Source organism: Herbidospora sp. NBRC 101105 (assembly GCF_030269205.1).
Taxonomy (GTDB): domain Bacteria; phylum Actinomycetota; class Actinomycetes; order Streptosporangiales; family Streptosporangiaceae; genus Herbidospora; species Herbidospora solisilvae.
In genome coordinates this window covers 1-26,792 of record NZ_BSSX01000010.1, presented here as the reverse complement: position 1 = coordinate 26,792, position 26,792 = coordinate 1, and the positions used below count along the sequence as shown (strand labels likewise).

Below are 26,792 nucleotides of genomic sequence, written 5' to 3'. Positions count from 1 at the left end.
ATAGCGAAAGGAGAAGTCCATGAGGACTTGGTTCATCACCGGTGGCACGCCCGGAGGGTTCGGCCTGGTCTATGCCGAGGCCGCGCTGAAACAGGGCGATCAGGTGGCAGTGACCGCGCGTCGACCCTCTGAGCTGCGGGAATGGGCTGAACCATACGGCGGCCGTGTGCTGGTTCTCCAGCTCGACGTCACCGATGCCCAGCAGGTGCGCGCGGCGGTCAAGGCGGCGGAGGAGCGGTTCGGCGGGATCGACGTACTCGTCAACAACGCGGGCCGTGGCTGGTTCGGCTCGGTCGAGGGGGCCCCTGACGAGACGATCCGCCGCACGTTCGACCTCAACCTGTTCGCCGTGGTCGAGGTGATACGCGCGGTCCTGCCGGGTATGCGGGCACGCGGCGACGGCTGGATCGTGAACATGTCGTCGGTGGCGGGCCTCGTCGGCGCACAGGGGTTCGGCTACTACTCGGCGGCGAAGTTCGCGCTCGAAGGACTGTCGGAGACACTGCGCCAGGAAGTCGAGCCGTTCGGTGTGCGCGTGCTCGTCGTAGAGCCGGGAGCGTTCCGCACCAAGGCCTTCGCCGGCTTCCAGGACGAGCCCGTCAACGAGACCGTCGACGCCTACGTGCCGATGGTCGAGGGCGTCAAAGCGGCGTTCGTGGCACACGACGGCAAGCAAGAGGGTGACCCCGAACGCGGAGTGCAGGCCGTGATCAGCGCGATGAACGCACCCGTTCCGCCCCAGCGGATCGTGCTCGGCAACTCCGGCTACGACGTCGTCGTCGCGATGCACGAGAAAGCGCTCGCGGAACTGCGCGCGAACGAAGAGCTCTCACGCGGTGCGGACTTCTAAGCCCGTCGCCAGAAGTCGTGTCCGTGACCCGCGGGAGCGGACCGACTCACCACACACAACCGACCCGAAGACCGGAGAACACAAATGGACGACATCACCCTTCCCAAGGCCGTCGCGAACTTCATCGCGGCCACCAACGCGCACGACGCGAACGCGCTGGCCGCGGTCTTCGGCGACGAGGCCACCGTGCGCGATGACGGGACGACCTACACCGGCGAGGCCGAGATCCGGGAGTGGATCCAGGGGCACCTGATCAACCCCAAGACTGTGATCACGCCGACCTCGTTCGCGGACGACCGTCTGGTGGCCTCCGGGGACGGCGAGTTCCCCGGCGGCCCCCTGTCCTTCGCGTTCGTGTTCGGCATCAAGGACGACCAGGTCACCGACCTCACGATCGACCCCGTCTGACTCATCACCGGCCCGGGCGGTCTGAAGGCTGCCCTTGCCATGAACAGGGACCGGGGCGGATCGAGCCCCTGCTGCCCGCGACGGACTGCAGGAAATCCCCACCCGCGCGCTGGGGCGGTCACGGCGAAGACGGTTTCCAGCACAACAAGGGGTCGGGGTGGTCGGCGAAGCCGAGGTCGCGGTAGAGGGGTTCGGCCTGCCGTGAGGCCGTCAGGTCGACCCGTACGGCGTCGCGTTCGCGGAACCAGCCGAGCAGCCCGAGCATGATCGCCCGGCTGTGCCCGCGCCGCCGGTGGGCCGGGTCGGTGACCATGCCGATGACGTGGCCGATCCGCCCGTTGCGCGAGTGGGGGCCGGGGAACCACTGCTCGACGGTGCCGATGCCGCAGGCGGCCAGGCCGGTGTCGGCGTCCACGACCAGGATCCGGCAGTCGGGTTCGGCCAGCTTCCGGCCGAAGACCCGGGCGAGGGCGGCCCGCCAGTCGTCGGCGGGGTCGGCCGGAGAGAAGAACTCGCCGCCGAGGTCGTCGAAGAGCAGCGCCCTCAGCCGGACGAGTTCGGGAATGTCGTGCCTTGTTGCCGTTCGTACCATGACGTCCAGGCTGCTGTAATGAGCTGGTGCACCTCAACCCTTACGGCGCGGACGTGGTGAACTTCGCCGCGGGCCTGGCCAACCACCCTCCCGCCACCGCCGGGGAGCTCGCCGACCGCTGCCGCGCGGCCGGGCTGGTGCTGGAACTGCCCGTCGAGGCCGCCGACCTCGACCGCACCCGCGCCGTCGTCGACCAGTGGACGAGGGTCGTCGACGCCCCCACCGAGCGGGAGAAGGCGGACCTGGTCAACGACATGCTGGCCCGCTCGGCGGCCTATCCCCGCCTCACCGACCACGCCCACGGATGGCACCTGCACTACCGCGACGACCGGCAGCCGCTCGGCGCCGTGTTGTTCGCGCTGATCTCCGTGGCCACGGCGATGCACCTGGTCAACCGGGGGATGGACCGGCTCGGCCGGTGCGCCGTCGAGGGCTGCGACCAGATCTTCGCCGACACCTCCCGCACCGCGCGCCGGCGCTACTGCTCCCAGCCGTGCGCCAACCGCGACGCGGTCCGCCGCCACCGGGCCCGCACCATGGCCTGACCGGCGGCGCCGCTCAGGCCCGTTTCGCGTACACCTTCTTCAGCTTCGCGACCGCCTTCTTGGTGTTCTTGACGGTCGTCGTCCAGGTCGAACGCCCCTTGCCGCTCTGGCCCTGGTAGACGATCACCGCGCTCTTGTACGCGACCACCACGAACTCCGACACGTAGGTAGCGTTGCGCCCCAGACCGTAGGGGACGTAGTCGAAGGTGACCTCGAAGGCGTAGGTGGCGTCAGCCAGGTTGGCGACCTTCTTCCGCTTGAACGAACTCTCCCCGCGGAACCCGGTCTGGCCGTCACAGGCCGGACCGACCCTGCTCGCGGCGGCCTTGAGGCTCTTGATCGTGGCCGCGTTCCCGGTGAAGACCTGATGCAGCGCGGCGACCTTGCCGAACGTCCACGCCGACGGCCGCGTTCCGCCGAAGGCGGCGTCGTAGTCCTTGAGCGCCTCCATGCACCGGGCGTGGTCGACGCGGAAGGTCGACAGAATGCCGGCGTCCACATCGCGGACGAGCACGGCCGTGCCCTTGCCGAAGTCCTTCGCCGTGAGAAGCGCAGACTTGATCTCCGCGTCCGAGAGCGGCGCCACCGCCAGCGAACCCGCCAGCACCAGAGTCATGATCATGTGGGCACGCTAACGACATCCCATCCTTTGATCAATGAAACTGCACGAACCGGTGGAGCCGGTCGCCTCGGCGGCCGGCTCCACGGTTTGCCTCACGGGTTGATCAGACGCGGGTCCACTTCTGGTTGCCGCCGCCGTGGCAGGTCCAGATGTGCAGGCGGGAGCCGTTGGCGGTGCCGGAGCCCACCACGTCCAGGCACTTGTTCGCGGCGATGGCGGTGATGCTGCCGTCGGAGTTGAAGCGCCACTTCTGGTTGTTCTGGCCGTTGCAGTCCCAGATGCTGACCGCGGTTCCGTTGGCGGTGCCGTTGCCGCTCACGTCCAGGCACTTGTTGCCGTAGACGCGCAGTTCGTTCGCGGCGGTGGAGGTCCACCTCTGGTTGGTCTGGCCGTTGCAGTCCCAGATCTGCACGATCGCGCCGTTGGCCTGGGAGGCGCCGCTGATGTCCAGGCAGCGGCCCGACGCGACGCCCCGGATGGCGCTGGTGGTGCCGGTCGAGGGAGACGGGGACGGGGAGGGCGACGGCGAGGGAGAAGGTGACGGCGAGGGCGTCACGGTGGTCAGTTCCTTGATGCGGATGTTGCGGTAGGCCACCACGTCGGGGGAACCGTGGTTCTGGATGCCGATGTACCCCTGGGTGAGCGAGCGGGCCGGGTCGGTGTTGGTGAAGTCGTTGATCTTGGTTCCGTTCAGGAACACCTGGAGCCGCTCACCCTCCACCAGCAGTTCGTAGGTGTTCCACTGACCCGGCGGGTTCAGGGCCGCGTCGCGGGCGGCGATGTCGGCCGCCTTGAAGCCGTAGATCGCGCCGGTCGTCTTGTCGGCGGTGTCGGTCGCGTCGATCTGCACCTCGTGACCGGTGTTGAGCGCGGTCTGCGGGTCGCTGGTGGCGGGGAAGCCGACGATGACGCCGGAGTTGGAGTCGCCGTTCAGCCGCCAGTCGAGCTTGAGCGAATAGGACGCGAACTGCTTGGTGCTGTACCAGAGCATGCCCATGCCGCCCGAGGAGGTCAGCGTGCCCGAGCTGTTCGAGAACGACCCCGGCCCGGCCTGCTGCCAGCCCGTCGTCGAGCCGTTGTACAGCGCGGTGTAGCCGGTCTCGGGACGGCAGTCGGCGTGGGCCGCCTTGGCCGCGTACTTGATGCCGCCCAGGAGCAGGGTGCGGAAGTTGGAGTCGGAGTACGACGCCTGCGTGTGACCCAGGCCGGTGTAGAAGGCGCGGCCCGACTGCTGCGGGTGACACCAGGTGATCGGGTGGTCGCCCATGCCGCCGCCGCTGTAGCTGCTCTCGTCCAGGTTCTGCAGGACGCGCACGTTCGGGCGGGGGTTGCTGCGGAAGCTGTACCACTCGTCGCTGCGCGACCAGGTCGTCCCGAGGTGGGAGGTCGCGGGGTGCGCCCGGTCCTCCTGGCGCACGGTGGCCTGCTGGATCGCGGGGTGGCTGTTGAACCAGGCGCCCACCAGCTGCCCGTAGAAGGGCCAGTTGTACTCGGTGTCGGAGGCCGCGTGGACGCCGACGTAACCGCCGCCGCCGTTCACGTAGGTCTGGAAGGCCGACTGCTGGGTGTCGTTCAGCACGTCGCCGGTCGTGTTGAGGAACACCACCGCCTGGTACTGGGCGAGGTTGGAGGTGGTGAAGACGTTGGAGTCCTCGGTCGCGTCGACGGTGAAGTCGTTGGCCGACCCGAGGTCGCGGATGGCCTGGGTTCCGACGGCGATCGAGTCGTGCCGGAATCCGGCCGTCTTGGAGAAGACCAGCACCTTGAAGGCGGCGGCGTGGGCGGGCACGGCCGGGATCACCGTCGCGGCGGCGGCGGTGGCCAGCGCCACCGCGGTCACCGCCAGGCGCCTGAGCGCGGCAGAGGTCAGATGTCGCAGCATGGGGTTCCTTCCGTGGTGACGCCCGGCGCGGTCGCGCCGGGCGTCACACCGATGGTTTTCTGGCTGGGGCGCGGAGCCTCAGACGCGGGTCCACTTCTGGTTGTTACTGCCGTTGCAGGTCCAGATCCGGGCCTTGGTGCCGTTGGCGGTGCCGTTCACCTCCAGGCACTTGTTCGCGCCGACGGCGGTCATGCTGCCGTCGGAGTTCAGGCGCCACTTCTGGTTGTTCTGGCCGTTGCAGTCCCAGATGAGGACCGCGGTGCCGTCGGCCGTGCCGGCGCCGCTCACGTCCAGGCACTTGTTGCCGTAGACCCGCAGCTCGCTCGCGGCGTTGCTGGTCCACGACTGGTTGGTCTGGCCGTTGCAGTCCCAGATCTGGGCCAGCGCGCCGTTGGCGGTCGACGCGCCGTTGACGTCCAGGCACCGGTTGGAGCCGGTGCCCCGCAGCGCGTTCGTCCAGCCGGTCGAGGGGGTGCCGGTGGCGAAGGTGAAGGAGTCCACGTCGAACAGGTAGCCCTGGCCCGTCGCGCCGCGGAAGACCAGGTACAGCGTCGTGGCCCCGGAGGGCGCGCCGCTGAGGGTCGCCGAGACGTTGGCGAAGGTGTCCCAGCTTCCGGTCGCGGCCACGGTGGCCGTGCCGAGCAGCGTGCCCGTGGCCGAGCCCGCCCGGACCTCGATCCGGCCGCCCGCGCCCGCGGAGGAGACCCGCGCGGTGAAGCTCGTGGCGTTGCTCAGGTTGTACGGCTGGAAGGAGATCCAGTCGCCGTCGTCGATGAAGCCGACCGTCTTGCCGCCCTCGGCGGCGGTCTTGTCGGCCGTCTGCACGCCCTGCTGGGCGCCGAAGTGCTCGGCCTGGCGGAGCCTCGGCTGGAGCGTCCGGGTGCTCGTGGAGGTCAGGCTGCCGTTGTCGGTGTAGGAGGCCGTGAAGACGCCGTAGATGTTCGCCGCCGAGTCGTGCTCACCGTCGACCGGCACCGCGATGGAGCCGCTGCACCCGGTCTGGGAGGTGATCTGGTGGGCGTGGCTGTCGTGGCCCAGGAAGTAGGTGACCGACACCCGCGAGCAGTCGATCGTGCCGTCCTCCGGGTCGCTGACCGAGACCTGGTAGGACACGGTCTCGCCGAAGGAGAACAGCCGGCCGTCGCCGGGGGTGGTGAGCGTGACCGACGGGGCGGTGTTGCCGACCGTCACGTTCACGCTCGCGCTGCCGGTCAGGCCCTGCGGGTCGCGGACGGTGAGCGTGGCGGTGTAGGCGCCGTTGGCGGTGTAGGTCTTGCTCGGGTTGGCGGAGGTGGAGGTGGTGCCGTCGCCGAAGTTCCACGAGTACGTCAGCGAGCCGCCCTCGGGGTCGGAGCTGCCCGACGACGAGAAGTTCACCGTGAGCGGGGCCGCCCCGGAGGTCTTGTCGGACGAGGCCCGCGCGATCGGGTTCCGGTTGGCCTGGCCGATGTACTCGACCCGGTAGAGGGCCTGGTTGTTGTTGCCGGTGCCGTAGTCGAGCACGTACAGCGCCCCGTCGGGGCCGAAGGCCATGTCCATCACCTGCGTGCCCGACCAGGGGAACGCGGAGATCTCGCCGTAGCCGCCGGAGGAGGTCACCTCGATGGCCTTGATCCAGCGGCGGCCGTACTCGCCGGCGAAGAAGCGGCCGTTGAGGGCCTGGGGGAACTTGACGCTGGAGTTCAGGTTGGCGTCGTAGCGGTAGACCGGGCCGCCCATCGGCGACTCGGAGCCGGAGCCGAACTCCGGCGGCGAGCCGGCGTCACCGGCGTACCGGATCCACGCGGGCTTGGCCGCGGGGAGGGTGGACAGACCGGTGTTGCGGAAGGAGTTGTTGGTCGGCCCGCCGGAGCAGTTGTACTTGCTCCCGGTGCTGTTGCTGGCGAAGTTCCACTCGTTGTAGGTCTCGCTGGTGCTGTTGGAGCCCGTGCAGTACGGCCAGCCGTAGAAGCCGGGGCCGGTCACCCGGTTGAACTCCACCTGGCCGCTGGGGCCCCGGTTGGAGTTGGACGACCCGGCGTCGGGGCCGTAGTCGCCGAGGTAGACGACGCCGGTCGCCTTGTCGACGCTCATCCGGAACGGGTTGCGGAAGCCCATCGCGTAGATCTCGGGCCGGGTGTTGGCGGTGCCCGGCGCGAACATGTTGCCGCTGGGGATCGTGTAGGTGCCGTCGGCCTGCGGCTTGATGCGCAGGAGCTTGCCGCGCAGGTCGTTGGTGTTGGCCGCGGAGCGCTGGGCGTCGTACTGCGGGTTGCGGTTGGTGCGCTCGTCCAGCGGGGAGTAGCCGCTCGACTCGAACGGGTTGGTGTCGTCGCCGGTGGTCAGGTAGAGGTTGCCCTGGGCGTCGAAGTCGATGTCGCCGCCCACGTGACAACACTGGCCCCGGTCGTTGGCGACCCGCAGGACCACCTTCTCGCTGGAGGTGTTGAGGGTGTCGTCGGAGTTCAGGGTGAACCTGGACAGGTACAGTTCACCCTTCCACGCGTCGAACTGCGACTGCGTGCCGGTGGCGGGGGCGTCGCCGCTCGGGGTGCTCAGCCGGGGCGAGTAGTAGAGCCAGACGTACCTGTTGGTGGCGAAGCCGGGGTCGACCGCCACCCCCTGGAGGCCCTCCTCGTCGTGGCTGTAGACGTTGAGGCGGCCGGCCACCTTGGTGTTGCCGTTGACGTCGGTCACGCGGACCGTGCCGTCGCGGGCGGTGTGGATGACCGAGCGGTTCGGCATCACGGCCAGGGACATCGCCTCGCCCAGCTCGTTGCCGCCGGAGGCGAGCGACACCTGCTGGTAGTCGGAGGGCGAGATGGTCAGCGCGTTCGCCGGGGAGGCGGAGAGCGCGACGACCGCGGGCGCGATGAGCGCCATCGTGGTCAGCATCCTGAGCCACGGACGTCGGGACATGCGGTGTTCCTTCCTGACAAAGGAGAAGTCAGGGCAAGGCGCGCGCCGCCACGCTGTTGCCGGGAGGGTCATGCTTCTCGTGCCCGGAGGTGTGCCGCCTCGGGAGCATCGCTACCTATTACGTTCAGGCCACCCGTGATCGTCAAGGGCTTAAGCCTGCTTATTTCATCGACCGCCTGCGGAGGACCGAGCCGCGGATGGCCGTCTGACCTTGATGAGCTGCGGATATCGTCACCGTCGCCGGGACACCCGCCGGAAATCTGAATGAATCATTCAGGCGTGTCGCCCGGATGAGCCCGCTCAAACCATGGCCCATGAGGCGAGTCAGTCATACTCTTACGGCGAATCGAATCGATTCGCTCCGTTTCCCCCTCTCGAAGGAGCTCGACCATGCACATCCCCTTACCGGGCCGCCCGGTACTCGTCGCGGCGGTCGTGGTGGTGCTGACCACGCTCCTGGCCACCACCCTGACGTGGTGGGCCCCGGCCACCGCGGCGACCACCCCGCTGGTGGGCACGGCGTCCGGCCGGTGCCTGGACGTGCCGGGGGCCTCCCAGGCCAACGGCGCCCAGACGCAGATCTGGGACTGCAACGGGCAGGCCAACCAGCAGTGGACCACCACCACCGCCGGTGAGCTGCGCGTGTACGGCAACAAGTGCCTCGACGTGAACGCCGCGGGCACGGCCGACGGGACCAGCGTGATCATCTGGGACTGCAACGGCCAGAACAACCAGAAGTGGCGCCTGAACTCCGACGGCAGTGTCACCGCCCTCGGCGCGAACAAGTGCCTCGACGTGTCCGGCTACGGCACCGCCAACGGCACCCGGGTCCACATCTGGACCTGCCACGGCGGGGCCAACCAGAAGTGGTCGACCGGCGCCCAGCCCAGCCCGTCGCCCACGCCCACCACGAGCCCGAGCCCGCCGCCGCCCGGCGCCCGCCCCTGCGACATCTACGGCGCGGGCGGCACGCCGTGCGTCGCGGCGCACAGCACGACGCGGGCGCTCTTCAACGCCTACGCCGGGAACCTCTACCAGGTCAGGCGCTCCTCGGACAACACGACCAGGAACATCGGCGTGCTGACCGCGGGCGGGGTCGCCAACGCCGCCGCGCAGGACTCCTTCTGCGCCGGCACCACGTGCGTCATCACGGTGCTCTACGACCAGTCCGGGCGCGGCAACGACCTGTGGTACCAGGGGTCCAGCGTGGTCCCCGGCTCGCCGCAGAGCCGGCCGGCGGTCGCCACCACCGAGTCCCTCACGGTCGGCGGCAACAAGGCCTACTCGCTCTACATCAACCCCGGCAACAGCTACTGGCGGGACGGCCACCTGACCGGCGTCCCGACGGGCAGCGCCCCCGAGGGCATGTACATGGTCACCAGCGGCGTCCACGTCAACAACGGCTGCTGCTTCGACTACGGCAACAGCGAGACCACCAGGAAGGCCGACGCCGCCGGCGCCATGGACGCCATCAACTTCAGCACCCAGTGCTGGTTCGGCGGCTGCCAGGGGACCGGCCCGTGGGTGCAGGCCGACCTGGAGTGGGGTCTGTTCCCCGGCGGCAGCCAGTCGTGGAACCCGAACCAGCGGGCCTTCCCGCACAAGTTCGTGACCGCCACCCTGAAGAACAACGGCACGACCCGCTTCGCCATCAAGGGCAGCAACGCCCAGTCGGGCGGCCTCTACACGCTGTACGACGGCCCGCTCCCCAACGGCTACAGCCCGATGAAGAAGCAGGGCGCCATCATCCTGGGCAGCGGCGGCGACTGCTGCAAGCCCGACGGCGGCGCCAACCTCAGCGCGGGCACCTTCTACGAGGGCGCCATGGTCGCCGGATATCCGACCGACGCCGTCGAGAACGCCGTCCAGGCCGAGGTGATCTCCGCCGGCTACCGCTGACGGACCGGGCCCCGGAGGGCGGCCGCGAACCGGCCGCCCTCCGGGGTCACCCGGCCTTCGCCGCCTGTGCACGGGCGGCGTCGCCGATCGCGGCGAGGTCGTCTCCGGGACCGCTGACGACGATCAGGTGGTCGTCGGTGAACACGGCGATCTCCGTCGTGTCGCCGCGCACCACCACGTTGGACGGTCCGGGCCGCGACTCCACCTTCCCCGCCGAGGAGCACTCGGCGTAGAAGCGCTTGAAGGTCTGGAAGACATCCGTGCCGGAGACGACGACCTCGGACACCGACGCCCCGCCGGCCGACTCGAACACCCGGAAGCGCACCCGGGCGTCCTCCGGGGCGATGGTCCGCTTCCCGCACGGCACCAGCGCCTCGTCGAGGTCGGCCCAGCGGGTGTCGCCGGTCGTACCGGCCGTCCAGGGGCCGCCCGGCAGCTGCGCCGCGTCGAGGAGCACCTGCGGCGGCGGCGACGGACCGGCCGCGACCGGTTCCTCCTCCCCGGTGCAGGCGGACAACCCGGCCACCGCGACCGCGACGACGAGCGCCCATCGGCTCATCTGATCCTCCTTCGAGGGGACGACGACGAAACGGACGACACCGACGCCGCCACGACCGCCAGCAGGGCCGCGAACCCGGCCAGGGCCAGGTGGAGCAGGCGGACGGGCGCGGTCTCCGGGAGGGGGACCGTCCCCGTCGCCATCACGGCGCTCGCGGCGGCCCACACGGCGCCGACGCCCGCTTTCACCGGGGACACGGGGGTGACCGCGTCGAGACAACCGCACGGGACCCGGCCGCGTACCCGCAGCAGGACCAGGAGATACCCGGCCAGCGCGGTGTGCCACACCGCCGCCGCCAGCCAGACGTGCCGCCCGGGATGCCCCCAGAGCCAGACGCCGACCACCGCGACGCCGAGCACCGGCTCGATCAGACCGGCGGCGCGGATCGCCCAGGCGGGCAGCAGGCCGTGGGCCCGCGTGACCTCCTCGGAGCGCAGGAACACCGCCGCCACGAGCAGCAGCGCACCGGCCAGGGCGACGTCCGCGATCAGGATCACCGGTCACCACCCCAGGAGCAGGATCGCCAGGGCGGCCAGGAACCCGGCCCCGCACCACCGGCCCACCCACGCGAGCCCGCCCAGCAGGTGGCGGTCCCAGCCGGAGGGGTCGCCGCTCAGGGAGCGGGTGAGCGGCATCAGCACCCGGCCCAGGCCGAACCCGAGCCCGGCCAGCACTCCGGGGAGCAGCCCCCCGACGAGCACGACGGTGAGCACCAGGGCGTGCGGGAGCGCGGTCGGCGTGAACGTGCGCACGCCCGTGCCCATCTCGAAGCCGAACTGGAACGGCCCCTCGAACCGGCTGCGCGGGATGATCTCCTGTGGCACCAGCCTGCGGTTCTGGATCAGCGCGAGAGGACGTCCGGCCAGCTCGAAGGCGAGCAGCACCGCCACGACCGGGATCAGCGCCCAGGTCCGCACGGCGTCCGGCACCACCGAGACGAGGCCGCCGAAGGCCCCCGCGACCGTGCCCGACACCAGCCCGCCCAGCACCAGCCCGGACGAGAACGCCGTGAGTTGTCCCCGCCAGACCGGCGAGGTCAGCAGATCCGCTGAGTTGAGGCTTCAAACCGAGCCGGACAACGAGAACCCGGCGACCACGCCCATCAGCGCCCAGGCGAGGAAGTCCAGCCTCCCGGGCCAGACCGCGCCGGCCACCGCCACGAGCGCCGTCAGGGCGAAGAGGAACCCGGCCGTGCGGGTGGCGGGCAGACCCCAGGGCAGGGTCACGGGTTGGCCCGGGAGCAGATGTAGAAGGTGCTGCCCGCGCCGTACACCACGAAGCGGCCGTCGGCGCAGCGGTAGGGGGTGCTGCCGGCCGTCCAGCGCCAGGCGTTCTTCTTGGAGACCCCGCCCGCACCGCACTCGACGATCGGCGTGTAGTAGGAGTAGGCGTTGCCGTCGGTGCGGAACCAGCCGTCGCTGCCGCAGTAGCTGCTGGCGTACGAGCCGCCGACGCACACCCGCTGGGTGGTGCCGTCGCGGTAGCCGTCGAAGTTGGCGTAGCCGCTGTTGGAGCAGCCCGACCACTCCGTGCCCACCGTCGCCGAGGCGCTTCTGACACGCGCGGGCGGCAGCGCGCCCACCACGTTGAGCGCCAGGGCGCCGCCGAGCACGCCGACCGACTTGACCATCGTGCGGCGCGACACGCGGGCCCGGACCGGCGGACGCGCCTCCACGTCCTCGTCCGCCGACGGCACGTCGGACCAGTAGTCGCGGGTCATGCGGTCACCTCACGTTCGACGATTCGGGCAGGTCCACCCCGAGGAGCCGGTCGAGGTCCGGGTCGGACCCGACCACGCGGCGCCACTCCTCGGCGCCGTCGGGGGCGTACTTCACGAGAGAGGGGGTCGCGCCGACCGCGACCGAACCGAGCAGGTCGGCGTCGACGACGGCCTCGACGTGGGGGGCCGGTCCGGCCCAGGCCGCGCACGCCTCGCCCGCGCTCAGCAGGACGAGACGGCCGTCCACCCGGCCGGGCGGCATCCCGGCCAGGTGGGCGGCGCGGTCCCGGCAGCTCGGACAGTGCTCGGAGACCACGAGGACGAAGGTCGGCCGCCCGTCGGCGGAGGCGAAGCGGGGCACCCTCCGGACGGCGTCCGGGCCGGGGGCGGCGGCGGGGGCGGCCAGCACCGCCTGCTGCAGCTCGCGCACGATCCGGAGCAGCGCGGAGATCGCGAACAGGGCGATCACCATGCCGAGGAAGGCGAAGACGGCCAGCGAGTTGACGACGTTCTGCACGGCGGTCAGCTCAGCCCGCACGTGAGGGAGTCGGCGACGGCCGCGAAGCGCGGGTCGTCGGCGTCCCGGGCGGTGAGGATCGTGGTCGTCGAGGTGTTGACCAGGATGGCCGAGCGCAGCAGCCGCCCGTCGTCGGCCCGTTCGTCGCGTTTCCACAACGCGCCGCCGCGCACCCGTTTGCCGCTGCCGCCGGGGGTGGGCAGCGCCCCGGCCGGGTTCACCTGGATCGAGCAGACGCCCTCCAGGCTGTTGACCGCGAGCAGGCCGTCCAGGCGCACCCGCGCGCCGAGCCGGGGGGCCACCACGACCCCTTCCGGGGAGTCGCGGACGTCGAAGGCGGCGAGCTGGCCGATGAACACCTCGAACGGCACGTTCGTGCCCTGGATGAACGTGTAGAGCTCGTGGTGCGGCCCGATCCAGAGCATCGTGGTGCCGCCGTTCTCCGGGTCCTCGTGGGAGACCAGCCGGGCCCCGTTCCACGACACCTCGCGGACGGTGAACCGGTCGTACTCGCCGAGGTGGCGGGCGATCAGCTCACGCGCGCCCGCCGCGCCGGTGTGGAACCGCTGGGCGCCGTTGTCGCCCCGCGCCCAGAACAGGTAGTCCCAGCCCATGGTGAAGGGCTGCGGGCTGCCGTCGACGGTGAGCGTACGTCCATCTGGTGTTCGCGCTAACATCGCCACGCCACAAGAGTGAGCGGTCCGCGTCCACGTCCGCCACACGACCGCCATACTGCCGCCACATCACAGGCCGGCGTCCTCCATGAGGATGCGGTCGTGCAGGGCCGTGAGCGTGGTCGACGGTCCGACGCCGATGTGCTCGACCAGCGCCGCCCGGCAGTCGTGGTAGGCCAGCAGCGCGTCGGCCCGGCGTCCGCTCTTGTGCAGGGCGAGCATCAGGCGCGCGCGCAGGTCCTCGCGCAGCGGGGCGCGGTCGACCGCGATCCGGAGCTGGTCGATGGCCTCGTCGTAGGCCCCCAGGCGGATGCACGCGCCGGCGAAGTCGCCGATCGCGGCCGTCCGGCGCTCGTTGAGCTGGGTGGCGGCGTTGCGCAGCGCCTCGGAGCTGTCGGCCAGGTCCTGGAGCGCCCCGCCGCGCCAGAGGGCGAGCCCGTCGCGCAGCAGGCGGGCCGCCTCGGCGTCGTCGTGCTCGGCCAGGGCGGCGGCCGCCGCCGACCGCGCCGCCTCGAAGTCGGCCAGGTCGAGCCGGCCCTCGACGTCGGCCACCCGGTAGCCGCCGGGCTCGGTCCGGATCTCGACGCCGGAGCAGGCCAGCCCCTTGCGCAGGTCCGCGATGTACGTCTGGAGGTTCCGCCGCGCCGACGGCGGGGCGCCGTCGCCCCACAGGACGGCGATGCAGCGCTCGGTCGGCACCGTGTGGGGCGAGTCGAGCAGCAGGAGGGCGAGCAGCTGGCGGTGCTTGATCCGGGTCACGGCGAGCTGACTGCCGTCCGGCCGTTGGATTTCGAAGTGCCCGAGCAGGAGAAATCTCATGGAACTCCAGCCGACTCTGGGGGGAGCAGCGGAGACGGACGGGAATCGAACCCGCCGCGCCGAGATCCTCGGCGCCACCGGTTTTGAAGACCGGGAGGGCCACCAGGCACCTGCACGTCCCCGATGGTAACGCTATCAAAGAAATGTTCTGGAACCAGAGGCGTCCTGGCGCCGGGTGACGCCGAGCCGGTCGAGGTGCTCCAGGAGCGGGACGACGACCCGGCGGCTGGTGTTCAGCACGGTCCGCGCCTGCGCCACGGTGAACGGCCGGGGCAGCCGGGCCAGCACCGCGGCCGCCTCCTCCGGCGCCTCGGGCGGCAGGACGACGCCGGGGGCCAGCCGGACCAGCTCGCCCGCCGCCTCGGCGGCGGCCAGCGCACGCGCGTCGAGCCCCAGTTCCGCCAGCCGGGCCGCGTCCGGCGCGGTGAACGGGTCGTCGGCCCAGGCCCGCCGCAGTTCGGCGACGCCGGGGGTGCGGGCCGGCAGGACCAGCCGCCCGCGCACCAGGCGGATGGGGGTGCCCTCGGCCAGGGCGTCGACCAGCGACCGGTCCGACAGGTCGAGCAGCCGCCGCGCGGTCTCCGCCGGAATGCCCGGCTGAGCGGCCACGGCCTCGGTGAGGCGGGTGCGGAGCCCCGCCCAGTGGGCGGGATCGGCGACCCAGTCCCCCGCGACCGGTTCCGCCGTGACGGGCGTGCCCATGGCGGCCAGGTCGCCGCGCCGGGCCAGGCCCCGCCGCCGCAACTCGGCCGCGCCGTCGGGGCGGCCGGACATCCCGGCGAGCTCGGCGGCCCGCGCCTTGGCCGCTCCCCTGCGCCGCAGCTCCGGCGGCCGGACGTCGAGCACCACCGCGCCCCACACGCGGCGGCTGCCGGGGTCGCGCAGCAGCGCCCGGTCGCCGACCCGCAGGGGCAGCGGCCGGGGCAGGGTGACCCGCGCCGCGCCGTCGCCGAGGGCGCGCAGCCGCGCCGGTTCCGCCGCCGTGCCGAAATGCCAGGTCACGTGGTCCGGCGGACACCCTTCACCGGAGACCCGGATGTCGAGCACCCCGACGTCGAGCCAGCGTCCCGGGGTCACCAGCGTGTCCCCGCGCCGGGGACGCGCGCCGCCGCGCAGGTTCACCGCGACCCGCGCGGGCGCGGCGACCTCGGCCTTGGCCTCGTTGAGGCTGTGCAGGCCCCGGACGCGCACCTCGTCGCCGCCGAGCCGGAGCACGTCGCCGACCCGGATCACACCCGCGCCCAGCGTCCCGGTGACGACGGTCCCCCGCCCCTCGACGGTGAAGACGCGGTCGATCCACAGGCGCACGTCCGCCTCCGGGTCCGGGCCGGCCATCGGGATCGAGGCCAGCAGGGCGCGGAGGCCGGGCAGGCCGTGGCCGGTGACCGCGCTGACGGCGATCGACGGCACGTCCGCGAGGGTGGTGCCGCGCAGGCGTTCACGGCAGTCGGCCAGCACGGGTTCGGGGTCGGCGAGGTCCGACCGGGTCACGGCGAGCACGCCCCGGCCGACGCCCAGGGCGTGCAGGATCTCCAGGTGCTCCTGGGACTGCACCGCCCAGCCCGAGTCGGCCGCCACCACGAACAGCACCGCCGTGACGGGGCCGACCCCCGCCAGCATGTTGCCGACGAAACGCTCGTGACCGGGCACGTCGACGAAGGTGAGGTCTTCGGTCCACACGTAGCCGAGGTCGATGGTCAGCCCGCGTCTGCGCTCCTCCTCCCACCGGTCGGGCTCCATCCCGGTGAGCGCCCGCAGGAGGGTGGACTTCCCGTGGTCGACGTGCCCGGCCGTGGCGATCACCCGCACGCCGCCACCACCGCGTGGAAGAGGTCGTCGTCGCGGTGCGGCGCGACCGCGCGCAGGTCCAGCAGGCAGCGCCCGCCCTCGACCCGGCCGACCACCGCCGGGTCGCCCGTCCGCAGCGGCCCGGCCAGCGCCCCGGCCACCGCCACCGCCGCGCTGGGCAGCACGACGCCGGGTGCTCCCCCGCCGCCGACGGCGGCCCCGGTGTCCAGCGCCTCGGCCGGCACGCCCGCCTCGGCCAGCCGTGTCACCAGGTCGTCGGCGCGGCGGCGCAGGGCGGCCGGGTCTGCGCGCAGGGACTCGCGGGCGGGGTTGGCGGTGTGGGTGAGCGTGGCCTCCATCGCGGCGAGCGTCAGCTTGTCGACGCGCAGGGCGCGGGCCAGCGGGTGGCGGCGCAGCCGCTCGACCACGCCGACCCGTCCGAGCAGCAGGCCGCACTGCGGACCGCCGAGCAGTTTGTCGCCGCTGGCCGTGACCAGGTCGGCGCCCGCGCGGAGCCATGTCGCCGCGTCGGGCTCGTCGGGCAACAACGGTTCGGGCGTCAGCAGGCCCGAGCCGACGTCGGCGACGAGCGGCACGCCGAGCCCGGTCAGTTCGCCGACGGACGGCGTGGCCGTGAAGCCCTCGATCCGGTAGTTCGAGGGGTGCACCTTGAGCACGAACCCGGTCGCGGGCCCGATCGCGCCGGCGTAGTCGGCCACGGTGGTGCGGTTGGTGGTGCCGACCTCGCGCAGGCGGGCGCCGGTGGAGGCGAGCAGGTCGGGCAGCCGGAAGCCGTCGCCGATCTCGACGAGCTCGCCGCGGCTGATCACGATCTCCCGCCCTTGGGCCAGCGTGGTCGCGGCCAGCACCAGGGCGGCGGCGTTGTTGTTGACGAGGTGGACCGCCTCGGCGTCCGGGACCGCCCGCGCGAGCGCGGCCAGCGCCGTTCGGCCGCGCCGGGCCCGGCGGCCGGTCTCCAGGTCGAACTCGACGTCGGTGGTGCCCGCCGCCGCGCGGACGGCGTCCAGGGCCGGGGCGGAGAGCGGGGCCCGGCCGAGGTTGGTGTGCAGGAGCACCCCGGTGGCGTTGATCACCTGGCGGGGCCCGCCGCCCGGCAGCGACCGCACCACCTCGTCCGGCACGTCGGCGGGGCCGATCTCGCCGTCTCTCGCCCGTCTCTGGGCCGCCCGCACGGCCCCCTTGACCCGGTCGCGGCCCATGCGCTCGACGAACGGGGCGAGGCGGGGATCGTCCAGGAGCGCGTCGGTGCGCGGGATGTGGCGCCGGGGATCGGTCACGACAGATCGGGATATACCAATCCGCCGTTCCGCGCAATGATCCCGATCATGGTGAGACTGACCCAATACGCCCAAGGCGGCGGCTGCGCGTGCAAGATCCCACCCGGGGAGCTCGAGGACGTCCTGACGGGTTTCGGCGTCACCCCCCAGGACCCGGCCGGAGAACTGCTGGTCGGGCTGGAGACGGGAGACGACGCGGCCGTCGTCCGCGTCGAGGGCGGCACGGCGGTGGTCGGCACCGCCGACTTCTTCACCCCGGTGGTGGACGACCCCTACGACTGGGGCCGCATCGCCGCCGCCAACGCCCTGTCCGACGTGTACGCCATGGGCGGCCGCCCCCTCATGGCGCTCAACCTGCTCTGCTGGCCCCGGGAGACGCTCCCGTACGACCTGGCCCGCGAGGTCCTGCGCGGCGGCGCCGACGTGGCCGCGCTGGCCGGCTGCCACGTGGCGGGCGGCCACAGCGTCGTCGACGCCGAGCCGAAGTACGGCATGGCCGTCACCGGCCTCGCCGACCCCGCCGCCCTGATGCGCAACGACGCGGGCCGCGCCGGGCTGCCGCTCTCGCTGACCAAGCCCCTGGGTCTCGGCGTGCTGAACAACCGCCACAAGGCGACGGGCGAGGTGTTCCCGCAGGCCGTCGCCGTCATGACGGCGCTGAACGCCGCCGCCAGCGAGGCCGCGGTCAGGGCCGGGGTGCGCTGCGCCACCGACGTGACCGGGTTCGGGCTGCTCGGTCACCTGTTCAAGCTGGCCAGGGCCTCGGGGGTGACGGCGGTGCTGGACAGCGCGAAGGTGCCGCTGCTGGAGGGCGCGCGGGAGGCCGTCAGGGACGGCTTCGTGCCCGGCGGCTCGCGCCGCAACCTCGGCTGGGTGGCGCCGCACCTGTCGGGCGGGGCCGATGAGGAGACGATGCTGCTGCTGGCCGACGCGCAGACCTCCGGAGGGCTGCTGATCGCGGGAGAGGTGCCCGGCGCGCCGGTGATCGGCGAGCTGGTGCCGCGCGGCGAGCACCCCATCGTGATCAGGTGACGCGCTCGCCCGGTTCGCGTACCAGGTTCTCCCGCAACCAGGTCTCGGTCGTGCTCACGTGCATGAGCGCGGCCGCCTGGGCGAGCACCGCGTCGCCCCGCTCCAGCGCCCGGTAGATGGCGACGTGCTCGGAGACCGTGCGACCGGCCACGTTGCCCTCCAGCACCCCGCGCCAGACCCGGGCCCGGACCGTGCGGCTGGCTATCCCGACGAGCAGGGCGCACAACGCCCGGTTGCCGGTGGCCTCGAACACCGCGCGGTGGAAGGAGTCGTCGTGGTGGGTGAGCAGCTCGACGTCGCCCTGGGCGGCGACCATGGCGTCGAGGTGTCTCTCCAGCTCCGCGAGCTGGGCCGGCGTGATGCGGGTGGCCGCCAGGCTGGTGGCCACCGGCTCGAACAGCCTCCGCACCTCGGTGATCTCCAGCAGGTCGTCGCCCTGCATCATCTCGACCGCGACGCCGACCCCCTCCAGCAGCAGCGCGGGGTCGAGTGAGGTGACGTAGGTGCCGTCGCCCCGCCGCACCTCCAGCACCCGGGTCGTGACCAGGGAGCGGACGGCCTCGCGGAGCAGGTTGCGGGACAGCCCCAGCGAGGCGGCCAGGTCCTGCTCGGGAGGCAGCCGGGCTCCGGGAGGGAGCGTCCCGTCCTTGATGAGCTGCCGGATGCGGACGATCGCCTGCTCGGTCAGAGACATAGGAGCATCCTGCCCCCAAGGCCCCCTCCCGGGGAAACCCGAGACAGACATGTGATGTTCGACGGCGAGCAGATAACGGCGTTCTGACATAAGTGCAGGTGATCGCGATTATGTTCGTCAGCTCTAGACACCGACATGGTTTGGGTCATAGAAAGACATCCCATGTCCGGCGCTCAAAGCGGGCTCACCGCAATGGCACCCGAAGGAGTGACGATGAGAATCAGACGCTTACCCGTCGCCGTGACGTTGTCAATGGCGGCCTGCCTCTTGGCGGCGTGCGGCGGGGAGGAGAAACCGGGGCCGACGGCCGACGCCCCGGCGAAACCGGTCATCGGGGTCGACTACCCCCGGTCCGACACCGACTTCTGGAACTCCTACATCAGTTACGTGCCGAAGTTCGGCGGCGAGATCGGCGCCGACCTGAAGACCACCAACTCGCAGAACGACATCGCGAAGCTCACCGCGAACGTGCAGAGCCTGGTGAGCCAGGGCATCCGCGGGCTGGTCATGGCGCCGCAGGACACCGCGGCGGTGGCCCCCACGCTCCAGCAGCTCGAAGGCAAGAAGATCCCCGTGGTCCTGGTGGACACCCGGCCCGACACGGGCAACGCCTTCATGGTCGTCCGCGCCGACAACCGCGCCTACGGCGAGAAGGCCTGCCGTTACCTCGGTGAGCAGCTCAAGGGCGCCGGCAAGGTGGTCATGCTGCAGGGCGACCTCGCCTCCATCAACGGCCGCGACCGCACCGAGGCGTTCAACGAGTGCATGGCGCAGAACTACCCCGGCATCAAGGTCTTCGGCGAGGCCACCAACTGGGACGGCGCGGTCGCCTCGCAGAAGTTGTCGACGGTGCTCACCGCCAACCCCGACGTCAAGGGCGTCTACATGCAGTCGAGCTTCGCCCTGGCCGGCACCCTCCAGGTGCTCAAGCAGCGCAACCTGCTGGTCCCCCCGGACGACCCCAAGCACGTCTTCGTGGTCTCCAACGACGGCATCCCGCAGGAGCTCAAGGACATCGCGGCGGGCAACATCGACGCGACCGTGTCCCAGCCCGCCGACCTCTACGCCAAGTGGGCGCTGGAGTACACCAAGGCGGCGATCGACGGCAAGACCTTCGCCCCCGGGAAGACCGACCACGACAGCACCATCATCGAGGTCCGGCCGGGCCTGCTGGAGGACCAGCTCTCCGCGCCGCTCGTCACGCGCGACGGCGCCACCTACGGCGGCATCCCCAGCGTCAAGCACGACGACAAGTCGCTCTGGGGCAACAACCTGAGCTGAGAGGCACGACGATGGGCGCTTCCACGAGCCCTTCCTCCGTGAACGGCCCCGTCGCCGAGGCGGAGCGCATCACCAAGAGATACGGCGAGACCGTGGCGCTGGACGGCGCCCACATCACGATCATGCCGGGCGAGACCCACGCGCTCGTCGGGCGCAACGGCGCGGGCAAGTCCACCCTCGTCTCCATCCTGACCGGCCTGCAGGAGCCCGACGAAGGGGAGGTCCGGTTCGCCGGACGGCCCGCCCCCCGCCTGTCGGAGCGCGACGCCTGGCGGGAACGGGTCGCCTGCGTCTACCAGAAGTCCACGATCATCCCCGAGCTGACCGTGGCCGAGAACCTCTACCTGAACCGCCACGACCACAACGGCCTGCGTCTGGTGAGCTGGAAGAGCATGTGGCGCAAGGCCGCCGAGCTGCTGGAGGCCTGGTCGGTGGACGTCGACGTGCGCCTGCCGGCCAAGGAGCTCGGCGTGGAGCAGCGGCAGTTCGTCGAGATCGCCAGGGCGCTGTCCTTCGGCGCGCGGTTCATCATCCTGGACGAACCCACCGCGCAGCTCGACGGCGCGGCGATCGCCCGCCTCTTCGACCGGATGCGGGCGATGCGCGAACAGGGGGTCACCTTCCTGTTCATCAGCCACCACCTCCAGGAGATCTACGAGATCTGCGACACCGTCACGGTCTTCCGCGACGCCCGGCACATCCTCACCGCGCCGGTCATGGAACTGCCCCGGGGAGACCTGGTGGCCGCCATGACCGGGGAGGCGGCGGGCCTTCAGGAGAGGAAGGCCCGCCCCTCCGTCCCTCCGGACGCCGATGTGATCCTGGACGCCCGCGGGCTGACCGACGGCGACCTCTACACCGCCGTCGACCTGCGGGTGCGGGCGGGAGAGATCGTCGGGCTGGCCGGCCTCGGCGGCAGCGGGAAGACCGAGCTGGCCGAGACGATCGCGGGGCTGCGGGCCCCCCGCGAGGGCACGGTCGAGGTCGCCGGGCGCCGCCCGCGCGCCGGGAGTGTGCCCGACTCGCTGGCGGCGGGGGTCGGGCTGGTCCCCCGCGACCGCCACCACCAGGGGCTCATCCCGTTGATGTCGATCGCCGACAACACCACGATGACCGTGCCGGAACGGCTCGGCACCGCCGGGCTCGTGAGCGGCCGGCGCCGCGACGACCTGGCCCGCGAGATGATCACGAATCTGGCCATCAAGACCCCCGGCCCGGAGCTGCCCGTCAACGGCCTGTCCGGGGGCAACCAGCAGAAGGTGGTGATGGCCCGGGCCCTGGCGAGCGACCCCCGCCTGCTCGTGCTGATCACCCCGACGGCGGGCGTGGACGTCCGGTCCAAGGAGTTCCTGCTCGCCAAGGTCGAGGAGATCGCCGGGAAGGGCACCGGCGTCGTGATCGCCTCCGACGAACTGGACGATCTGCGGCTGTGCGACCGGGTCCTGGTGATGTTCCACGGCCGGGTCACCACCGAACTGGCCGCCGGCTGGCACGACCACGAGATGGTGGCGGCCATGGAAGGAGTCGAGCTCGATGCCTGAGACCACCGCCGCCCCGACGGAGACCGGCCGGCCCGCCCCGAAGGGATCGGGCAGGTCGCCCGCCGGGCTGCGCCTGGCCCGGTTACGCGACTTCGCGCTGGTCCCGGCGATCATCGCGATCGCGATCGTCGGGCAGATCGTGCACCCGATCTTCCTGCAGGCCGACAACCTGATCAACATCCTGCAGACCATGTCGGAGATCTCACTGCTCGTCCTGGCCCAGGCGCTCGTGCTCATCGTGGGCAAGATGGACCTGTCGCTGGAGTCGACCTTCGGCCTCGCGCCGGGCGTGGCCGCCTGGCTGACGGTCGCGGTGGGCACCGGCTCGGGGCTCGGGCTGCTGTCCGGCTTCTGGGCGATCCCCATCACCCTGGCGGTCGGCGTGCTGGTCGGGGTGGTGAACGCGTTGTTCATCGTCCGGTTCGGGCTCAACGGGTTCATCGTCACCCTGGGCATGCTGATCGTGCTGCGGGGCCTGCTCACCGGCATCTCCGGCGGGCAGACCTTCTTCAACCTCCCGGAGTCGATGACCTACCTGGGCTCGGCGATGTGGCTGGGGGTGCCCGCCTCGATCTGGATCTGCCTGCTGCTGTTCGCGGCCGGCGTCCTGGTCATGGGCTTCACCGGGTTCGGCCGCTCGCTGTACGCCATCGGCGGCAACGTCGACGCCGCGAAGGCCGCGGGCATCCGCACCGACCGGGTGCTCTGGATCACGCTGATCACCGCCAGCGTGCTGGCGGCGATCGGCGGCCTGCTGCTGACCGGGCGGCTGGCCTCCGTCGCCGCCGCGCAGGGCGACGGGGCGATCTTCACCGTGTTCGCCGCCGCCGTCATCGGCGGGGTCAGCCTCAACGGCGGCAAGGGCACGGTGTTCGGCGCGTTCACCGGCATCCTGCTGCTCTACATGATCCAGAACGTCCTCACCCTCGCGGGCGTCCCGGCGCAGTGGATCGAGGCGCTCAACGGGGCGATCATCCTCACCGCCCTGGCCCTGTCGCGGCTGACCGGCGGCAAGACCCAGGAGTGACGCCCCCGTGATCTCGCGTCCGGGCGTCTACGACGGCAGCAGAGGGAGCAGCGCGTTGAGGCGTCCGGACGCGAACCCGGACAGGTCGAGCGAGCAGAAGGTGAAACCGGCGCCGCGCACGGCGGCGTCGACGTGGTCGCGCAGCTCGCCGGCGCGGGCGATCTGGTCCTTCGGCACCTCGATCCGGGCCAGGGTGCCGCCCGCGTGGGCGCGCACCCGGCACACCGGGAAGCCGAGGTCGCGCAGCGCCGCCTCGGCCGCCTCGATCCTGGCCAGCACCTCGGGCGTGACGGGGTCGCCGTAGCTCACCCGTGAGGCCAGGCACGGCGCGGCGGGCTTCTCGGCGGTCACCAGGCCGAGCTCCCGGCTGACCGCGCGCACGTCGGCCTTGGTCAGCCCGGCGTCGACCAGCGGCGTGATGACCCCGCGCTCGGCCGCGGCGCGCTGGCCGGGCCGGTGGTCGCCGAGGTCGTCGAGGTTGGTGCCCAGGGCGACGGCCGCGCCCATGGCCGCGGCCAGCGGGGTGAGCGCGTCGAACAGCGCGGACTTGCAGTGGTAGCACCGGTCACGCCCGTTCGCGGTGTACTCCGGCCGCTCGATCTCGTCGGTGCAGACCTCGACGTGGGCCAGGCCGTGCTCGCGCGCGAAGGCCCGCGCGGCCGAACGCTCGGACGCGGCCAGACTCGGCGACACCGCGGTGACCGCCAGGGCGCGGCTCCCCAGCGCCCGTCCGGCGGCGAAGGCGAGCAGGGCCGAGTCGGCGCCGCCCGAATAGGCGACGACGACCGCCTCCTCCTCGCGCAGCCGGGCCGTCAACCGCTCGACGGGGTCACTCATCGTTGTCCTCTCTGAAGTCACGCGAGCCCGCCAGGCTCTCCTCGACGCCCAGCACGTGCATTGCGGCGTGGATGCGGGCCCGCTCCGGATCGCGCGCGAGCAGCGCCAGGTAGACGGCGCGGTGCTCCCCCAGCGTGCGCTGGACGGCCTCCGGGTCGGTCATGCCGCGCCAGATCCGGGCCCGGACCGTGCGGCCGGACATGTTCTGGATGACGGCGGCCAGCACGGCGTTGCCGCAGTGGGAGGTGATCAGCGCGTGGAAGTCCTGGTCGAGGGCGACGAGCTTGCCGTGGTCGATCTCCGGTCCCGAGGCGAGCCGCTCGGCCTCCTCCAGCAGGTTCCCCAGGGCGACGAGGTCGTCGTCGGGGATGCGGACGGCCGCCAGGGCCGTCGCCTCCGCCTCCAGGATGCGGCGTACGTGCAGGAACTCCCCCGCGCCCGCGTGCTGGTGGATGTCGGCGACGAAGCTCATGCCGTCGAGCAGCAGCGCCGGGGACAGGCTGGTGACGTAGGTGCCGTCGCCCTGGCGCGTCTGCAGGACCCGCATCGCGATCAACGCCCGCACGGCCTCGCGCAGGGTGTTGCGGGCGATGCCGAGCTGGTCGGCGAGCTCCTTCTCGATCGGGAGTTTCTGGCCGGGACGCAGCTCGCCGTCGACGATCATCTGCTTGATCGTGTCGATCGCGCTCTCGATGACTCCCACGCCACCATCCCTACTGCCGTGCCCACCGCGGGCCATCAGGGTAGCGGTAGGCCGCCACGGACTCCGGACGCATCTGGGCGCTGTAGCCCGGCGCCCCGGGCAGGCGGTAGCGGCCCCCGTCGATCCGGACCGGGTCGGTGAAGTGCTCGTGCAGGTGGTCGACGTACTCCAGCACGCGTCCTTCCAGGCTGCCGCTCACGCAGACGTAGTCGATCACCGACAGGTGCTGGACGATCTCGCACAGGCCGACGCCCCCGGCGTGCGGGCACACCGGCACGCCGAACTTCGCGGCCATGAGCAGGATGGGGATGATCTCGTTCACCGAGGCCAGGCGGCAGGAGTCGATCTGGCAGTAGTCGATCGCCTCGGCCTGGAGGAGCTGCTTGAACATCACCCGGTTGTGGCAGTGCTCCCCGGTGGCCACGCCGACCGGGGCGATCGCCTTGCGGATGGCGGCGTGGCCCAGGACGTCGTCGGGGCTCGTCGGCTCCTCGATCCACAGCGGCTCGAAGGCGGCCAGCCGGTTCACCCAGGAGACGGCGTCCGGCACGTCCCACACCTGGTTGGCGTCGATCATGAGGTGGCGGTTGCCGAGCTCCTCGCGGGCGATGGCCAGCCGCCGCAGGTCGTCGTCGAGGTCGGCGCCGACCTTGAGCTTGACGTGGGTCCAGCCGTCGGCCACCGCCTCCCGCACCAGCCGCCGCAGCTTGCCGTCGTCGTAGCCCAGCCAGCCGGGCGAGGTGGTGTAGGCGGGGTAGCCCCGCTCGGCCAGCTCGGCCACGCGCTCCTCGCGGGTGGGCCACAGGCGGGCGAGCATCTCGACGGCCTCGGCGGGGGTCAGCACGTCGGACAGGTAGCGGAAGTCGCAGGCCGCCACGATCTCCTCGGGCGTCATGTCGGCCACCAGTCGCCACAACGGCTTGCCGGCCCGGCGGGCGGCCAGGTCCCAGGCGGCGTTCAGCACGGCGGCCGCGGCGAGGTGCACGACGCCCTTCTCCGGTCCCAGCCAGCGCATCTGGCTGTCGGCCATGATCTCCCGGTAGAGGCCGCCCAGGTCGGCGGCGAGGCCGTCGACGTCGCGGCCGTTCAGCCGGGCGGCGATCTGGCGGGCGGCGGCCACGCACAGGTCGTTGCCGCGTCCGATGGTGAAGGTCAGGCCGTATCCCGTCAGGGCGTCGTCGTCGGTGCCGAGGACCACGTACGCGGCGGAGTAGTCGCCGTCCGGGTTCATCGCGTCCGAGCCGTCGAGGGTGGCGGAGGTGGGGAACCTGACGTCGATCACGTCCACTGCGGTGATCGTCGGCATAATGATCTCCAATTGATCGGATGAATACGGGTTAGACGGTAGGCCGAGACCCGTCTGAGGTCAACAAACTAGCCGATTGGTCGTTTCTCGTCTTCACTTAACCCGATGAATCTGCCCATCTGCCCGCGTGCGAGCGCACAACGGCCGGTCGGGCGCGGTGATCCGCGGAGACGATCACCTGCGAGGCCGATCAATCCCATGTCTCACCATGATCATGTGGCGAAAGAGGGCAAATGTCGGCCCTCACAACACCTATTGACCCTATTAATCCCATGTTTGTAACCTGACGGTCACATTGCCTCGCGTGTGGCGGGCCCACCCGTACCCCAGGGAACGGAGAACCGAGAGATGTCTGACTTATCCCGCAGGCAGGTGCTCAGATACGGCGCGGCCGGAGCCGGCGCCGCGATCCTGCCCCTGCAGTGGACGGCGGTCGCCAGGGCCGCCGCCGCGCCGCCGGCCGAGGCCGGTGACCTGGCCCTGTGGTACGACGAGAGCGCCGGCACCGACTGGCTGCGCGCGTTGCCGATCGGCAACGGCCGGCTGGGCGCGATGGTCTACGGCAACGTCGACGTCGAACGCCTGCAGCTCAACGAGGACACCGTCTGGGCGGGTGGCCCCTACGACCAGAGCAGCGGCCGTAATTCGGGCTCGCTGAGCCAGATCCGGAATCTGGTGTTCCAGAACCAGTGGAGCCAGGCCCAGAGCCTCATCGACCAGAACATGCTGGGCCGCCCGGCCGGGCAGCTGGCCTACCAGACCGTCGGCAACCTGCGGCTCACGTTCGGCAGCGCCAGCGGGGTGTCGGAGTACAACCGCTACCTCGATCTGACCACGGCCACCACCGTGACCACCTACGCCCAGAACGGCATCCGCTACCGCCGCGAGGTGCTCGCCAGCGCGCCCGACCAGGTCATCGCGATCAGACTGACCGCCGACCGCGCCAACTCGATCAGCTTCTCCGCGACGTTCGACAGCCCTCAGCGCACGACACGCTCCAGCCCCGACGGCACGACCGTGGCCCTCGACGGCGTCTCGGGCGACTTCGAGGGCATCACCGGCCAGGTCCGCTTCCTGGGGCTGGCCCGTGCCGTCGCCGAAGGCGGCAGCGTCAGCAGCTCGGGCGGCACCCTCCAGGTGACGGGCGCGACCAGCGTGACCGTGCTGGTCTCGATCGGGTCCAGCTACAAGAACTACCGCGACGTCACCGGCGACTACCAGGGCATCGCCCGCGGGCACCTGACCGCCGCCGCGGGCCGCACCTGGACCGACCTGCGCGGCCGGCACATCGCCGACTACC

The 26,792-nt window shown here is 71.5% G+C and carries 27 protein-coding genes and 1 tRNA gene; 9 read left to right on the top strand and 19 right to left on the bottom strand.

The features are described from left to right. Positions 1–19 precede the first annotated feature (19 nt). Both QSK34_RS34915 and QSK34_RS34910 read left to right on the top strand, forming a co-directional pair. The gene (locus QSK34_RS34915) at positions 20–850 is read left to right on the top strand and encodes an SDR family NAD(P)-dependent oxidoreductase (RefSeq protein ID WP_285590698.1); all 831 of its coding nucleotides are present in this window, start codon (positions 20–22) and stop codon (positions 848–850) included. Positions 851–934: 84 nt separating this feature from the next. After that, a complete protein-coding gene (locus tag QSK34_RS34910) occupies positions 935–1,258 on the top strand; it encodes a nuclear transport factor 2 family protein (protein ID WP_285590696.1) in 324 nt (107 codons plus the stop codon). A gap of 118 nt (positions 1,259–1,376) precedes the next feature. Here the strand turns inward: QSK34_RS34910 and QSK34_RS34905 are convergent, their stop codons facing one another. Further along, positions 1,377–1,850, bottom strand: a complete 474-nt coding sequence (locus QSK34_RS34905; protein ID WP_285590694.1) for a GNAT family N-acetyltransferase — start codon at positions 1,848–1,850, stop codon at positions 1,377–1,379. A gap of 26 nt (positions 1,851–1,876) precedes the next feature. On the opposite strand from QSK34_RS34905, the gene QSK34_RS34900 reads away from it, so the two are divergent. Next, complete coding sequence (locus QSK34_RS34900; RefSeq protein WP_285590693.1) at positions 1,877–2,395, top strand: CGNR zinc finger domain-containing protein; 519 nt, start codon at positions 1,877–1,879, stop codon at positions 2,393–2,395. Positions 2,396–2,408: 13 nt separating this feature from the next. On the opposite strand, the gene QSK34_RS34895 is transcribed toward QSK34_RS34900, so the two are convergent. From QSK34_RS34895 to QSK34_RS34885, 3 genes are all read right to left on the bottom strand, one after another. Next, positions 2,409–3,017 (bottom strand): hypothetical protein, encoded by a 609-nt coding sequence (locus QSK34_RS34895; RefSeq protein ID WP_285590690.1) that lies wholly within the window; start codon positions 3,015–3,017, stop codon positions 2,409–2,411. A 103-nt stretch (positions 3,018–3,120) separates the two neighbouring features. Beyond that, positions 3,121–4,899 carry a ThuA domain-containing protein gene (locus QSK34_RS34890; protein ID WP_285590688.1) on the bottom strand — a complete coding sequence of 593 codons (1,779 nt, stop codon included), beginning with the start codon at positions 4,897–4,899 and terminating at the stop codon, positions 3,121–3,123. Positions 4,900–4,977: 78 nt separating this feature from the next. After that, positions 4,978–7,797 carry a carbohydrate-binding protein gene (locus QSK34_RS34885; protein WP_285590686.1) on the bottom strand — a complete coding sequence of 940 codons (2,820 nt, stop codon included), beginning with the start codon at positions 7,795–7,797 and terminating at the stop codon, positions 4,978–4,980. Between the two features lie 390 nt (positions 7,798–8,187). Between QSK34_RS34885 and QSK34_RS34880 the strand changes: the two genes are divergently transcribed. Further along, the gene (locus QSK34_RS34880) at positions 8,188–9,696 is read left to right on the top strand and encodes an arabinofuranosidase catalytic domain-containing protein (protein ID WP_285590684.1); all 1,509 of its coding nucleotides are present in this window, start codon (positions 8,188–8,190) and stop codon (positions 9,694–9,696) included. A gap of 46 nt (positions 9,697–9,742) precedes the next feature. On the opposite strand, the gene QSK34_RS34875 is transcribed toward QSK34_RS34880, so the two are convergent. The 11 genes from QSK34_RS34875 to selA all read right to left on the bottom strand — a co-directional run bounded on the left by QSK34_RS34875 (position 9,743) and on the right by selA (position 17,071). Further along, positions 9,743–10,255, bottom strand: a complete 513-nt coding sequence (locus QSK34_RS34875; RefSeq protein WP_285590682.1) for a hypothetical protein — start codon at positions 10,253–10,255, stop codon at positions 9,743–9,745. Beyond that, complete coding sequence (locus tag QSK34_RS34870; RefSeq protein ID WP_285590680.1) at positions 10,252–10,752, bottom strand: MauE/DoxX family redox-associated membrane protein; 501 nt, start codon at positions 10,750–10,752, stop codon at positions 10,252–10,254. The genes QSK34_RS34875 and QSK34_RS34870 overlap by 4 nt, the downstream gene beginning before the upstream one ends. Before the next feature lie 3 nt (positions 10,753–10,755). Further along, entirely contained in the window at positions 10,756–11,244 is a 489-nt protein-coding gene (locus QSK34_RS34865; protein ID WP_285590678.1) for a hypothetical protein, read from the bottom strand. Positions 11,245–11,316: 72 nt separating this feature from the next. Next, complete coding sequence (locus QSK34_RS34860) at positions 11,317–11,481, bottom strand: hypothetical protein (protein ID WP_285590676.1); 165 nt, start codon at positions 11,479–11,481, stop codon at positions 11,317–11,319. Then, positions 11,478–11,975, bottom strand: coding sequence for a hypothetical protein (locus QSK34_RS34855; RefSeq protein ID WP_285590674.1), 498 nt, complete (start codon positions 11,973–11,975; stop codon positions 11,478–11,480). Before QSK34_RS34855 ends, QSK34_RS34860 begins: the two co-directional genes overlap by 4 nt. 4 nt (positions 11,976–11,979) lie before the next feature. Then, on the bottom strand, positions 11,980–12,513 hold the full coding sequence (locus QSK34_RS34850; RefSeq protein ID WP_285590672.1) for a hypothetical protein: 534 nt from the start codon (positions 12,511–12,513) through the stop codon (positions 11,980–11,982). Further along, entirely contained in the window at positions 12,498–13,175 is a 678-nt protein-coding gene (locus QSK34_RS34845; RefSeq protein WP_285590670.1) for a hypothetical protein, read from the bottom strand. Before QSK34_RS34845 ends, QSK34_RS34850 begins: the two co-directional genes overlap by 16 nt. A 60-nt stretch (positions 13,176–13,235) precedes the next feature. Then, positions 13,236–13,985, bottom strand: a complete 750-nt coding sequence (locus QSK34_RS34840) for an AfsR/SARP family transcriptional regulator (RefSeq protein WP_161483748.1) — start codon at positions 13,983–13,985, stop codon at positions 13,236–13,238. A gap of 28 nt (positions 13,986–14,013) precedes the next feature. Continuing rightward, positions 14,014–14,107, bottom strand: a tRNA-Sec gene (locus QSK34_RS34835). Positions 14,108–14,120: 13 nt separating this feature from the next. Next, complete coding sequence (locus tag QSK34_RS34830) at positions 14,121–15,794, bottom strand: selenocysteine-specific translation elongation factor (protein WP_285590667.1); 1,674 nt, start codon at positions 15,792–15,794, stop codon at positions 14,121–14,123. Continuing rightward, on the bottom strand, positions 15,785–17,071 hold the full coding sequence (selA, locus tag QSK34_RS34825; RefSeq protein WP_285590665.1) for an L-seryl-tRNA(Sec) selenium transferase: 1,287 nt from the start codon (positions 17,069–17,071) through the stop codon (positions 15,785–15,787). Before selA ends, QSK34_RS34830 begins: the two co-directional genes overlap by 10 nt. Positions 17,072–17,119: 48 nt before the next feature. Between selA and selD the strand changes: the two genes are divergently transcribed. Beyond that, a complete protein-coding gene (selD, locus tag QSK34_RS34820) occupies positions 17,120–18,103 on the top strand; it encodes a selenide, water dikinase SelD (protein ID WP_285590663.1) in 984 nt (327 codons plus the stop codon). On the opposite strand, the gene QSK34_RS34815 is transcribed toward selD, so the two are convergent. Beyond that, positions 18,096–18,797 (bottom strand): FadR/GntR family transcriptional regulator, encoded by a 702-nt coding sequence (locus QSK34_RS34815; protein ID WP_161483744.1) that lies wholly within the window; start codon positions 18,795–18,797, stop codon positions 18,096–18,098. The genes selD and QSK34_RS34815 overlap by 8 nt on opposite strands. Positions 18,798–19,010: 213 nt before the next feature. Between QSK34_RS34815 and QSK34_RS34810 the strand changes: the two genes are divergently transcribed. From QSK34_RS34810 to QSK34_RS34800, 3 genes are read left to right on the top strand one after another with little or no spacing between them, the layout of a single operon-like run. Beyond that, complete coding sequence (locus QSK34_RS34810; RefSeq protein WP_285590662.1) at positions 19,011–20,078, top strand: sugar ABC transporter substrate-binding protein; 1,068 nt, start codon at positions 19,011–19,013, stop codon at positions 20,076–20,078. A 38-nt stretch (positions 20,079–20,116) separates the two neighbouring features. Further along, positions 20,117–21,619 (top strand): sugar ABC transporter ATP-binding protein, encoded by a 1,503-nt coding sequence (locus QSK34_RS34805; protein ID WP_285590661.1) that lies wholly within the window; start codon positions 20,117–20,119, stop codon positions 21,617–21,619. Beyond that, positions 21,612–22,646: an ABC transporter permease gene (locus QSK34_RS34800; protein ID WP_285590660.1), complete on the top strand. Its 1,035-nt coding sequence runs from the start codon at positions 21,612–21,614 to the stop codon at positions 22,644–22,646. Before QSK34_RS34805 ends, QSK34_RS34800 begins: the two co-directional genes overlap by 8 nt. Before the next feature lie 27 nt (positions 22,647–22,673). Here the strand turns inward: QSK34_RS34800 and larE are convergent, their stop codons facing one another. From larE to QSK34_RS34785, 3 genes are read right to left on the bottom strand one after another with little or no spacing between them, the layout of a single operon-like run. Next, positions 22,674–23,483: an ATP-dependent sacrificial sulfur transferase LarE gene (gene larE, locus QSK34_RS34795; RefSeq protein WP_285590659.1), complete on the bottom strand. Its 810-nt coding sequence runs from the start codon at positions 23,481–23,483 to the stop codon at positions 22,674–22,676. Next, the gene (locus QSK34_RS34790; RefSeq protein WP_034385638.1) at positions 23,476–24,186 is read right to left on the bottom strand and encodes a FadR/GntR family transcriptional regulator; all 711 of its coding nucleotides are present in this window, start codon (positions 24,184–24,186) and stop codon (positions 23,476–23,478) included. The genes larE and QSK34_RS34790 overlap by 8 nt, the downstream gene beginning before the upstream one ends. Positions 24,187–24,196: 10 nt before the next feature. Beyond that, positions 24,197–25,492: an enolase C-terminal domain-like protein gene (locus tag QSK34_RS34785; RefSeq protein WP_285590658.1), complete on the bottom strand. Its 1,296-nt coding sequence runs from the start codon at positions 25,490–25,492 to the stop codon at positions 24,197–24,199. A 348-nt stretch (positions 25,493–25,840) separates the two neighbouring features. Between QSK34_RS34785 and QSK34_RS34780 the strand changes: the two genes are divergently transcribed. After that, positions 25,841–26,792, top strand: a 952-nt coding sequence (locus QSK34_RS34780) for a glycoside hydrolase family 95 protein (protein WP_285590657.1), incomplete at its 3' end; no start/stop codon positions are given.